Annotated in this window: 4 protein-coding genes; 1 reads left to right on the top strand and 3 read right to left on the bottom strand. The window is 69.6% G+C overall.

Annotation, left to right across the window (positions count from 1 at the left end; translation table 11 throughout):
* Position 1: 1 nt before the first annotated feature.
* Together AC2VOR_RS13665 and AC2VOR_RS13660 are read right to left on the bottom strand one after the other, a co-directional pair.
* A complete protein-coding gene (locus tag AC2VOR_RS13665; RefSeq protein ID WP_486963948.1) occupies positions 2-4582 on the bottom strand; it encodes an amino acid adenylation domain-containing protein in 4581 nt (1526 codons plus the stop codon).
* Positions 4583-4675: 93 nt separating this feature from the next.
* A complete protein-coding gene (locus AC2VOR_RS13660; RefSeq protein ID WP_369738970.1) occupies positions 4676-4900 on the bottom strand; it encodes an MbtH family protein in 225 nt (74 codons plus the stop codon).
* A gap of 865 nt (positions 4901-5765) precedes the next feature.
* Here AC2VOR_RS13660 and AC2VOR_RS13655 point away from each other — a divergent pair.
* Positions 5766-6572: a class I SAM-dependent methyltransferase gene (locus tag AC2VOR_RS13655; RefSeq protein WP_486963947.1), complete on the top strand. Its 807-nt coding sequence runs from the start codon at positions 5766-5768 to the stop codon at positions 6570-6572.
* A 180-nt stretch (positions 6573-6752) separates the two neighbouring features.
* Here the strand turns inward: AC2VOR_RS13655 and AC2VOR_RS13650 are convergent.
* Positions 6753-13188, bottom strand: a 6436-nt coding sequence (locus tag AC2VOR_RS13650) for an SDR family NAD(P)-dependent oxidoreductase (protein ID WP_486963946.1), incomplete at its 5' end; no start/stop codon positions are given.

Below are 13188 nucleotides of genomic sequence, written 5' to 3'. Positions count from 1 at the left end.
GTCAGCTATCCGCATATTGCCGCTGAAGCTCGTCGATTTGCTGCTGGCTCAGGCCCACGGCGATGTCGGAGGGCGTCAACCCGCCACCGCCGCCCCGCACATGCGCGCAGATGCCGCCCAGAGCGTCGAACCACAACCGGCTCAACCGGCTGACCTGCGCGTGGTCGAGAACCGAGGGCGCCCATGTCCAACCGCCGCGCAGCCGCGGCCCGGCGTCGGTGTCGATGGTGCCGGCGTTGAGTTCCACGGTGTGCATCAGCGGCATGGGGATGGCCGCGGCGACGCCGGTGACCGACCAGCCGTCCTGGCAGATCTCCCACACATCACCGGAGTGGTTGATCTCCCCCGCCGCACCGAGGCGCCCCAGATAGTTGAAGCCGATCGGCGGGTCGGACCCGCCCAGGTCGACATCGGGGTTCAGGTAGCGCAGCAGACCGTAGGTCGCCCCGTCGGGCAGGCTGCGCAGCTGCTCCTTGGCATCCTTGATCGCCGCCCCCAGCGCCGCCCCGCCCGCGGTGACCTGCGCCCAGTCCAGTCCCCCGACGTTCAGCGCCACCGGGTATTTGGTGGTGAACCACCCCACCGTGCGCGACAGGTCGACGTGTTCGTCCGGGCCGGCCAACTCCTCCTGGCGCCCGTGACCCTCCACATCGATACTGATCGGCGCCCCGCCGGTACCCAGGAACTCGTCGACCGCCAGGGCGAAAGCGATCAGCAGGATCTCGTGTATCCCGGCGTGGAATGCGCCCGGTACCTCACCGAGCAGCAACCGTGTCGTCTCGGCATCCAGCTCCACCGACAAGCTTCCCGCAGCGGCGAAGGTGTCCGCCGCGGGGCGCACCGCCGGCAGGGCCGCGGGAATCGCCGCGACCCGCCTCCACTGTTGGGCGTGCTCCACCACGTCCGGGCGCGACGCATGCTCGGCCAGCAGCGACGCCCACCGCTGGAACGACGTCCGCGCCGCCGGCAGCAGCACCGGCTGCCCGCCGCGAAGCTGAACCCAGGCCAGGTTGAGGTCCTCGAGCAGGATCCGCCACGACATCCCGTCGACGGCCAGATGGTGAGCGATCACGACCAGCTGCCCGGTGGGGGCCACCCACAGCGCGCTGAGCATCTTCCCGGCCGCCGGGTTCAACCGCGACCGCGCCTCGATCACCGCCTCGTCCGACAACACCTGCACGGCGCGCAGGCATTCGCGGGCGTCGACCGACCCCACCTCGGGCACCGTCAACGACCAGCCGCCGGCGCCGTCGTCCTCGACCCGCGACCGCAGCATGGCGTGCCGATCCAGCAGGGCCTGCAACAGCGCCACCACATCGGCCTCGGTCACCCCCACGGGAGCCTGCACCAGCACCGTCTGGTTGAACTGGTCGACCGGGCCCCCCGTGCTTTCCAGGCCATGCAGCCAGCACATGATCGGGGTGGCCACCACCGAGCCCACGCCCTCGTCGAACGCGTCGGCGTCGTCGCCGGTGACCCCGACCACCCGGGCCAGCCGGGCCACGGTCTGCTCGACGAAGACGTCGCGCGGCCGGCACACCAGGCCGGCGGCCCGAGCCCGGGCCACCACCTGCATCGACAGGATGCTGTCCCCGCCCAGCTCGAAGAACGACTCGTCGACCCCGACCCGTTCGAGCCCCAGCACCTGGGCGTAGATGTCGGCCAGGATCTCCTCCACCGCGTCGGTCGGGGCGCGGTAGTGGTCGACATCCTGATACTCCGGCGCCGGCAGGGCCCGCTTGTCGAGTTTGCCGTTGACCGTCAGCGGCAGCGCGTCGATCGCGACCACCGCCGCCGGCACCATGTACGACGGCAGCCGCTCGGCCAGCGCGACCGGAATCTCGGCCGGGTCCGCGGTCCCGGTGAGGTACCCCACCAGGCGCTTGTCGCCCGGACGGTCCTCGCGGACGATGGCCACCGCCTGCTGCACTCCGTCCAGTGCGGACAACGCCGCCTGTACCTCACCGAGTTCGATGCGGTACCCGCGGATCTTGACCTGCTCGTCGGCGCGCCCCACGTACCGCAGCTGCCCGTCGGCACCCCACCACGCCAGGTCCCCGGTGCGGTACATGCGCGCCCCGGGCTCCCCGAACGGGCACGCCACGAACCGCGTCGCCGACAACCCGGGACGCCGCCAATACCCGGCTCCCACGCTCGAGCCCGCCACATAGAGCTCGCCGACCACGCCCGCCGGCACCGGCTGCATCCACGCGTCGAGCACGAAGAAGGCGAGGTGCGCCAGCGGCACCCCGATGGGGCTGGCGGTGCTGTCGGCGTCGGCCGCGGTGATCTCCCGGAACGAAGCGTGCACCGTCGTCTCGGTGGTGCCGTACAGGTTGAGCAGGCGCGGTAAGCCCGGGTGGTTGTCCAGCCACGGGGAAAGCCGCTGGGGCTCGAGCGCCTCCCCGGCGAACACGACGGCCTCGAGCTTGAGCTGACGCCCGAGTTCGGGTGCCAGCGAGTCCGCGGTCTGCAGCGCGTAGAACGCCGACGGGGTCTGGCTCAAGACGCCGACCTCTTCGGCGACCAGCAGCGCATGGAAATCTTCCGGCGAACGCGCCACCGACTCGGGCACCACGACGAGGCGGCCCCCTGCCAGCAGCGCACCCCAGACCTCGCACACCGAGACGTCGAAGGCCAGTGAATGCCACTGCGACCACGCCAGCCCCGGCGACAACTCGACGTTCAGGGAGTCCAGCAGCCCGATCACGTTGCGGTGGGTGATGGCCACGCCTTTGGGGACACCGGTGGTTCCCGACGTGTAGATGAGGTAGGCGATGTTGTCCGGGTCCGGCGCGGGCAGCGCGGTGCCGGTGTCGACGGCGGCGCCTTGGAGAGCATCGACATCGATGATCGGCAGATCGCGCCCGTCCAGCCGGTCGGCCAGCCCGGTGTTGGTGATCGCCGCGATCGGCGCGGCGTCGTCGAGCATGAACCCGATGCGCGCCGCCGGCACCGCGGGGTCGATCGGCACGTACGCCGCCCCGGTCTTGAGGACCGCCAGGATCGCCACGATCGCCTCGGCCGAACGCGGCAACAACAGCGCCACCCGCTGACCCGGGCCCGCGCCCCGGCCGGCCAGCAGATGCGCCAACCGGTCGGCGGCGTCCTCGACTTCGCGGTAGGTCAGCGAACGCTGCCCGCACGTGATCGCCGTCGCCTCCGGTGCGCGCGCCACCTGGGCGGCGAACGCCACCGGAAGCGACGTCGCAGCGGTGGCCGGCCGGGTCAGCACCGCCCGGTTACCCCACGCGTCCAGCCCGGCGAGGTCCCCGGCATCGAGCAGTTCCAGCGACGAGAGCCGCCGCGCCGGGTCGGCGGTCATCGCGGTGAACACCCGCTGCAGCCGTCGCGCCAATTCCGGGACGTCGAAATTGGAGAATGCCCCGCCCGCGCCCGCGGTGCTGAGGAAAAGCTGATCCCCGGCGCCGGAGAAGATCAATCCGAAGCTGCCCACCTGAACGGGGTTGGTGAAAGACGCCGACGCCGCCACACCGGCGAAGTCCATGGTCATCTTGGACGGCATGAAATTGACGCTCACCCGATCGGCCGGTTGTGCCGCGCCGCGCGGGTCGGCTTTGCGTTCCAGGGCGTGCACGGGGAATCGCTGATGCTGCAGCGCTTCCCGGATTCGAGCATCGACGTACTGACAGAAGTCGGCGACCGTGGCGTCCGGCGAGACGCTCAGCACCAGCGGCACCACCCCGGAAAGCATCCCGGGCAGCATCTTGGATTCGGGACGCACACGCCTGCTGACCGGGAAGTCGAGCACCACCTCGGAGCCCTGGGCACCCCAGCCACGCACCAGGAGCGCGCACGCCGCGGTGATGAGCGAGGAGCGGGGCACCTTCCACGCGTCGGCCAACTCCTGAACCTGCCGCAGCACCGTGGCGTCCAACCGAACCGGCGCAGACGGCGCACTCTGCTCTTTTCCCCCCCCGGCCTGGGGTAACAGATTGTGCGGCCCGCTGTCCGACGGGAGGTTCCCGGTCCAATAGGCCCGGTCGTCCTGGTAATCGGCGGACGCTTCGTATTCCGACTCGCACCTAACCAGATCTTCCAGGGAGCCGAAGAATGCCGGAGGAATGGTCGCGCCGGAAGCAATTGCCGCATATACGGTCGCAATCCGGTTGGCGAGAAGCGTTATTCCGGTTCCGTCGAGGATTATGTGATGGAAGCAACCGAACAAGTAGAATTCGTCCGCCCAGGTCTGAAACAGGGCGAATTTGAACAGCGGGCCGTCCGGCGGCATGGGCGTGTGCTGAATCGACAGCGCCATCGCGCGGGCCTCTTGCACCGGATGACGCGAGTCGCTCAGGTCATGGAAGTCCAGTTCGATGTCCGGGTAATCGATCGCCCGCTGAAAAACCTGGCCATCGGCCTCGAAGATGGCGGCCCTGGCCGGTTCGGCCTCCCCCATCGCATGACTGATCGCACGCTTGAGCAGGTCGGGCTCCACGGTGCCGTCGAATCGCACTAGTACGCCCAGCTGCCACTCCGTACCGGAGTGACCCGTCTCCTGCGCGAGCCAAATGTCCAGTTGGCCCCGCGTCAGCGGAAGCGCCCGGTCATCACGTTTCATTTGGTCTACCTATCAACGCCCTTGTCCCGCGGCCAACCGGCAATGCCGTCGTCCCGCGGGCAACCGTCAATGACCCTGTCTCACGGCTAACCGTCAATGCCCCTGTCCCGCGGCCAAACGCTCGCGCAGACTCTTCGGCCTGATGTCGGTCCAGTTCTGCTCGATGTACTCCAGGCACGCCGCGCGATCCGCTTCGCCGTGCACCACCCGCCAGCCGGCGGGAACATCGGCGAAGGCCGGCCACAGGCTGTGCTGCTCCTCGTCGTTGACCAAGACGAAAAACCTGCCATCTTCGTCGTCGAACGGATTGATGCTCACCGTGTCTCCCAGACCCGTCTACTGGACATAGGTATAACAAGTTCTAGACCATACTGGAGGCCGACGGAAGTTGTCTCGGTCTTGGGGGAAATTCAGGTGGTGATCCCTCAGCTGAAACCTACCCGCTGGTACCATCGGCCCGGCCGTACTCTGGCGCGCTGAAATTCGCCGCGCTCAGTTCACGGCCCGACTCCGTTCACCAAAAAGGTTGCCGGACGGTCCGTCTCGGCGCCGGTGCGCACCGCGGCTTCGATGGCCGCGGGCGTTCAATCATTCGGCAATCGGATGCCGAAATCTCCCAAGCGCTTTGTCGTTCGGCCCACGGATCGCCGTACCGTTCGCTGGCCCACGCCGATCGGCCGGCGGAAATCGTTACTGCCTCTCCGGTCGGCGCGCCCGGGCGACCACTGCCCGGGCCCGGCCCCAGCCGCCGGCACGACCGAGACGATCGGCCTTCAGTCCGCCCGCGCGGTCCTCGACGGGACGCCACCCGCTTGCCGTCGAGGCTTCGGCGGAGGGCGCTGCGGTGTCCTTTGCGATTGCAAACATCGCGGCTACTGTAGGGACGGCACAATTCGGCGAGGCGACAGAGTTTCCCCCACTCCGCAAAGGATTTCTTCGCACTCGACGGTTGCGGCACGCACGAAAATTGGAGGCATCCGGAATAGTCATCTTCATGACGCGACAGGCGCGGGCGCTCCCGTGCGCCGCGTCAGACCGGACTGATTCCCGGTCAAAGTCATCGCAAAAGCAGCACCATGTCAGGCGCTCATGGGGCAGAGCAAATTCGATTGAGGCGACATAAATGGACGACCACAGCGAAGCTTCGGTTCACGTCGAATCGAAGGACGGTGCACCGGTTGCAATGTCGGCGCACCTGGCCGACGACCTGCTATCCACGACCGCCGTCGGCTGGCGCAGTTTCTACGACAAACTCAGCCGCCGCCTCGAGGACATCGGCGTGGCCGACTCGTCGTTCTTCCTGAATTATGGCTACCTGCCGATAGATTCCAGCAACGAATCCGTGTTCCCCATTCGCGAGGGCACCTTCAACGCCAACTCGGTCCGGTTGGTGTTCGAGGTCGTCGGGTCCCGCGACCTCAACGACTGCAGAGTCGTCGAAATCGGATGCGGGCGCGGCGGCAACTCCGCACTCGTCGCGGAGAAATTCAACGCGCGGGTCACCGGCATCGACATGTCCTCGGAAGCAATCGCCTTCTGCAGCAAAACGCACGTCAAACCTTCGCTCGACTTCATGGTCGGCGACGCATTGAACATTCCCCTCGACGATTCGTCCTGCGATGCGGTCATCAACATCGAGTCCTCGCATTCGTATGGCAACCTGCCGAAATTCCTGAAAGAAGTGCGCCGGATCTGCCGGCCCGGGGCGTGGTTCTTGCACACGGACTTCCTGAGCCCGGAGGACTGGGACTATGTCAGGTCGCGTTTGAAGGCGCTGGGCTTCGTCACCGAAGACGACCGCGACATCACCGCCAACGTACTGGCCTCGCGGGATCAGGCGAGCAACAACTACGAGCAGGTGTACGGCGACGGCAATGCCCGGGTGGCCAACTTCCTCGCGCTGCCCGGGTCCGCGATCTACGAGCAGATGCGGGCGGGCTTGCTGGAATACCGGATCCTGAGGTCTCAGCTGCGCGCCGAGGCGACCTAGGGCCGTCCCACTTCGTACCCGCCGTATCGGCAACCACATCAGTCACGTGAGTACCGTGAGGCCGCCGTCAGGTGATCGCGAAATGCGATATCACCGGCGCTATCGCACGCGAGACTCGTCGCTTGGTCGGTCGCCGCAACGGCGTGCGCGCACGCGGCTATACCTACCCGTTCCCCGCGATCACTGCGCGGGCTCGGACGCCCCGAAGGACTGCACCTCGTCGGACTCCGGCACCTGACCGGCGAGGTACTCGGCGAGCGCCCCGATGGTCGGATAGTCGAAGACCGCGGTGGCGCTGATCGTGAACGCGCCGCCGAACTGGGGAAGCAACCGGTTGCTGAACTCGACCGCCATCAGCGAGTCCGTGCCCAGCTCCAGGAACCGGCTGGTCGCCGCCGGCGGCTGCGCCAGCCGCAGGAACTGCTGCACTTCGCGCCGCAGGTAGTCGGTGAGGAAACTGCCCCGCTCGGACTCGGGCACCTCGTTCAACTGCCGGAGCAACTCGCTGTCGCCGCGCGTGGCGGTGGCGGCGCTGGGCAACACGTGCGCGAGCAGCGACGGGCGGGAGGCGCCCAGCCCCTTCGCGGCGCGCTGCCAGTTGGCCTTGATCACGGTTGCCTGCCCGGTCCCGTTGGCGACGACCTCGGAAAGCGCGTTGAGCGCGGCCGCGGGTTCCAGCGGAATCAGGCCCTGCGCGCTGAGGTTCGCGCGCGCGGCGTGCGACGTGGCCATGCCACCCTTCGCCCACGGGCCCCAGTTGATGCCGGTCGCGGGCAGGCCCTGCGCCCTGCGGTCCGCGGCGAGCCCGTCGAGCAGCGCATTGGCGGTGGCGTAGTTGGCCTGGCCCGGCGACCCGAGCACGCTGGCGGCCGACGAGTACAGGATGAAGAAGTCGAGATCGTCGTCGGTCGTCAGCCGGTCCAGGTAACGGGCGCCGAACGCCTTGGGCGCCAGCGTCGTCCGGAAATGCTCCACGTTCTGCTGGGTCAGCAGCGCGTCGTCGAGCACACCGGCCAGGTGTGCTACCCCCGCGAGCGGGGGCAGCTCCGCCCGGATCCGCTGGAGCAGCGCTTCGACCTGCGCCTCGTCGCCGACGTCGGCCGTGAACACGTGGATGCGGCAGCGGTGGCGCTCCACGATGTCGTCGATCGCCTGTTGCGCGTCGGCGTCGGGCGCGCGCCGGCTGGTCAGCACGATGTCACCGGCGCCGAGTTGCGCCAGGTGGGCCGCCGTGAACAGGCCGAGCGCACCGAGCCCGCCGGTGATCAGGTAGGTCCGATCACCGCGCGGCTGCAGCGGTTGCGGCATCTGCAGCACGATCTTGCCGACGTGTCGCGCCTGTTGCATCCGCCGGAACGCGGTCTTGGCCTCCGTCACCGGGTAGACCTCGACGGCGATCGGCGCCAGTTCGCCGTTGGCCATGCTGTCGGCCACCTCGTGCAGCAGCTTGCCCACCCGCTCGGGTTCGTTCTCGATGCACGCGTCCAGCGCGATGATCTCGTAGGAGATGTCCGGACGGGCCGCCGCCATCTGCTCACGAGTCCAGATGTCGCGCTTGGCGATTTCGGCGAAGCGGCCGCCCTGGGCGGTGGCCCGCACGGTCGCGGCGATGAACCCCTCGTTGGTGAGCGAGTTGAGCACCACGGTCACGCCGGCGCCGCCGGTGTCCGCCAGGATCTGGTCGGCGAAGTCGGTGCTGCGCGAGTCGTAGATGTATTGCACACCCATCTCCCGCAGCTTGGCGCGCTTGTAGGTGCTGGCGGTGGCGAACACGGTCGCCCCGCGCTGCTGCGCGATCTGGATGGCGGCCAGACCGACGCCGCCACTGGCAGCGTGGATGAGCACCCGGTCACCGGGGCCGACCTGCGCCCAGTCGAACGCCAGCCGGGTCGTCAGCGCCCCGGCGGGGATGGTCGCGGCGCCCACCCCGCTGACCCCGTCGGGCACCGGCGCCAGGAACTGCGCCGGCACGTTGACCCGGGTGGCGAAGGAGCCGGGCATGAAGCCGAAGACGCGTTGCCCGACCTCGAACCCGGTGACGCCGGCGCCAAACTCGGTGACGACGCCCGCGAGGTCACCGCCGCCGATCTGCCCCGGATCGCCCGGGTACAGGCCGAGCACGTTGAGCACGTCCCGGAAGTTCAGGCCCGCGGCCTCCACCCGGATCTGCACCTGGCCCGCCTCCGGCGGCGCCACGTGCGTCTCGTTGAGGCGCAGGTTGTCGATCGCGCCGCGTTCGGTCGGGGCCAGGTAGAAGTCGGCGGCGCGCGGTATCGCCAGGTGGCCGCTGCGCGACCAGGGCAGGAGCCGCGGCACCCAGTACTTTCCTTGCCGCAGTGCGAGTTCGGGCTCCTCGAGGGCCGCGCCGAGCAGGCCGGCCAGCGAGTGCGCGTTGTCGTCGAATCCGTCGGAGTCGACCAGCCGGCAGCGCAGGCTCGGCTGCTCGGTGATGACGGTGCGCCCGAGGCCCCACAGCGCCGCCTGCGCCGGGTCCACCGGCTCGCCGGACTCGGTCGCCACGGCCCGTTCGGTGACGATCCACAGGCCGCCGGTGAGCTTCAGGTCCTGCTGGGCCAGCAGCGTCCGCACGACCGCGAGCAGCTGGTCGATCTCGGTTTCCACCCGCGCGGCGAAGTCGTCGCTGGACTCCTCCGCGGTGGGCCGGTTCGCGCAGCGCCAGACGATCCCCGAGACCGGGGCACCGCGCTCCTGGGCCTGGACGAGTTGCTGCTTCCAGGCCTCCGCGTCCGTACCGCGATCCAGGGCGACGGACCCCGGCACGTCGGCGGCCAGCTCGTCGAATCCGGCGATCAGCCAGGTGCCGTCGCCCTTGGCGGCGGTACCCGGCTCCGGCGCCGGCACCTCCTCCCAGCCGAGGGTGTACAGGTTGCGGGTGGCGTCGCCGCCCAGCCCGCGCAGCAACGCCTCGCGGGGCGCGCGTTTGACCGCGAACTCGCGGATGCTGCCCAGCTGACGGCCGTCGCGGTCCACGAAATCGAGGTCGAAGACCTGCGTTTCGCTGTCGGAACCGCCGCTCTGCCACCGCGCGCGGCAGTAGAACCGCTTGGGCAGCTTCTCCCGCAGCTCCACCCGCCCATACCGCAACGGCAGGAACAGATCGGGCAGCCCGTCCTCGGACGCCGCGAGCGATGCCGGGAAGGCCGGGAACGCGACGCCGGTGCACAGGTCCAGCAGCACCGGGTGAACCGGCTCGCTGCCGAGCTGTTCGGCCAGTTCGTCGCCGATGGCGATGTCGCCGACCGCCTCGCCGTCGCCGGACCACAGCGATTTCAGCGACGTGGCCCAGGTGGGGCCCCACTGCAGCTCCAGGTCGGCGAAGGTGTCGAACAGCTGCTGCGGGCGCATGCGGCTCAACCGCTCGCAGGCGGCGTCGATGGATTCCGACGGCTCCGTCGCCGGCTCGTCGTCAATGCTGCCGGCGATGCGGCCGTCGGCGTTCAACGACCAGTCGGCCTCGCGGTCACCGTACGGGCGGCTGTGCACCTGGAAGGTCCAGCCGCCGTCCTCGACCGGATGCAGGGTCAGCTGCACCTCCCGGGAACTCTTGTCGCCCAGGATGATCGGCTCGTAGAAGAAGACCTCGCGCACCTGCGCCGGCGCCCCGACGGCGGCCAGGGCCATCGCCGCATACGTGGCGCCGGGGACGACGACGGTGCCGTAGATGACGTGGTGCGAGAGCCACGGCTGCGTCTTGGTGGACCACCGGCTGGTGTAGACCATGTCACCGGAGGCGAGGTCCTTGACGCTGCCCAGGATTCCGGACCCGGCGGCGCCCTGACCGTCGACGCCGCGGATGTCGGCGTTCTTGGGCCAGAAGCGGCGGCGCTGGAAGGGATAGGTGGGCAGCGGGACCCGGCGGTGCGGCCGGTGATACAGGGCGGCGAACACCGGCCGATGCCCGGCCACGTAGGCCGCGGCCAGCGCTTCGGCGATCTGGCGCCGGTCCTCGGTGCCCTTGCGCAGGGAGACGACGGTGCGCGGGGTGGCCGAGGAATCCGGCCAGACCTGCACCGCGGCACCGGTCAGAACCGGTTGGGGCCCGATCTCCATCAGCACCGAGCAGCCCAGCGCCGCCACGGTCTGCACGCTTTCGGCGAACTGCACCGGCTGGCGGGAATGCCGCCGCCAATACTTCGCGTCCAGCGGGGTGTCCGCGTTGAGCACCGCGCCGGTGCGGTTGCACACCAGCGGCAGGAACGGCACCGCGAATTCGAACTTGCTTGCGTAGGCTTCGAATTCGTCGAGCACCGGATCCAGCAGCTCGGAATGGAAGGCGTGGCTGGTGTCCAGCCACGTGCAGCGGATCCCGTCGCCTTCGAGCTTGGCGACGACCTGTTCCAGGTCGGCGGCCGGACCCGACAGCACCGTGTTGGGGCCGTTGTAGGCCGCGACGGAAAGGTGCGGGAACTCCTCGGCGACGCGCTCCACCTGCTGGGCGTCGGCGAACACCGCGACCATCCGGCCGCCCTCGGGCAGGCTGCCGAACAGCCGGCCGCGCTCGGCCATCAGCCGTGCCCCGTCCTCGATGCTGAACACCCCGGCCACACAGGCCGCCGCGTACTGGCCCACGCTGTGGCCCAGCACCACGTCGGGCTCGATGCCCCACGACTGCCACAGCCGGGCCAGGCCCATCTCGACGGCGAACAGCGCCGGCTGCGCAAAAGAGGTGTGCCGCAGCGCTTCTCCGTTGTCGAGATCGAACATGACCTCCAGCAGCGGGCGCGGCAGCATGCCGTCGACCGCGTCGGCGCACCGCTGCACGGTCTCGGCGAACACCGGCTCGGTGTCGAACAACTCGCGCGCCATCCCCGGGTACTGGCTGCCCTGCCCGGTGAACAACCACGCCGTCTTCGGCGGGTCACCGCACTCGCCACGCACCGCGCCGGGGCCAAGCCGGTTCTCGGCCAGCCCGGCCAGCAGCTCACGGGCGCCCTCGACCGAATCCACGACCAGCGCGGCCCGGTGCTCGAAGTGCGAACGGCCCACCCCGGCGGTGTAGCACACGTCAGTGATGTCGACGTCCGGGTGCGCACCCAGCCAGTCCCCGTAGCGCTGCGCCAACGCCGTCAGCGCCTGCGGTGAGCGCGCCGACAGCGGCAAGACGCCGACACGGTCGGCGGCGGCGCCCGACTCCGGTGCCACGATCACGTCGTCGGCGGCCGCCGGCTTCGCCGGCGCCTCCTCGATCAGCACGTGGGCGTTGGTGCCGGAGAACCCGAAGGAGCTCACCCCGGCGCGGCGCGGCCGGCCGTTGGCGTGCCACGGCATCGCCTTGTCGACGACCCGCACCGGCAGCGAGGCCCAAGGGATGTTCGGCGACGGCGTCTCGAAGTGCAGGTTCTGCGGCAGCATTTCGTGCTGCAGCGACAGCACGACCTTGATCAGGCCGGCGATGCCAGCCGCCGACTCGAGGTGGCCGATGTTGCTCTTCACCGATCCGATCAGCAGCGGCCGGTCCGTGTCGCGGTTGGCGCCGTAGACGGCCGCGGCGGCCTGCACCTCGATGGGATCGCCCAGCGAGGTGCCCGTCCCGTGCGCCTCGAGGTAGTCGACCTCCCCGCCGGACAGCCCGGCGCGGGCCAGCGTGGTGGCGATGAGGCGTTGCTGCGCGCCGCCGTTGGGCACGGTCAAACCGCTGGAGGCGCCGTCCTGGTTGACCGCGGTGCCGCGGATGACCGCGCAGATCCGGTCGCCGTCGCGTTCGGCGTCGCTGAGCCGCTTGAGCACCAGGACCCCGCAGCCCTCGCTGCGGGCGTAGCCGTTGGCGAGGGCGTCGAAGGTCTTGCATCGGCCGTCGGCGGCCAGCATCCTGGCGCGCGAGGTGGCGACGATGGACGCCGGGCTCACCAGCACGTTGACCCCACCGGCCAGCGCCATGTCGCAGTCACCGGAGTGCAAGGCCTGGCAGGCCTGATGCACGGCGACCAGCGACGCGCTGCAGGCGGTGTCGACCGCCATCGCCGGGCCTTCCAGCCCGAGCGCGAACGCGACCCGGCCCGCGATGACGTTGAGCGCGTTGCCGGTGATGAAGTGGGCTTCGATGGTCTCGACCGAGTTGGCGTTGAGCAGTTGCGAGTATTCGTTGGCGGCCACGCCCACGAAAACGCCGCTCTTGCTGCCGCGCAACGACGCCGGCGAATACCCGGCCCGTTCGAGGGCCTCCCACACGATTTCGAGCATCAACCGCTGCTGCGGGTCCATCCACACGGCCTCGCGCGGGGAGATGCCGAAGAACTCCGGGTCGAATCCGTCGACCCCTTCCAGGTAGCCGCCGTAGCGCGTGTAGATCTTGCCCGGCGCCTCGGGGTCCGGGTCGTAGTACTCGTCGACGTCGAAGCGGTCCTCCGGGATCTCGCGGATCGCATCGACGGCGCCGGCCAGTTCCTCCCAGAACGCCTCGGGATCGGGCGCGCCCGGGAAGCGGCAGGCCACCGCGACGATCGCGATCGGCTCGTCGGCGTGGGTCGTGACGACCGCGGCCGGCTGGGCCGGTGCTGCGGCGCCCGCATCGGCGGCCGCCTTCCCGTCGATGCCGAGGACGTCGCGCAGCAGGAAGTCCGCCACGTCGACCAGGCGCGGATAGTCCATCGCCAGG

The sequence above is a fragment of the Mycobacterium sp. TH-M103 genome (genome assembly GCF_057473785.1).
This window is presented reverse-complemented; position numbering and strand designations above follow the sequence as displayed.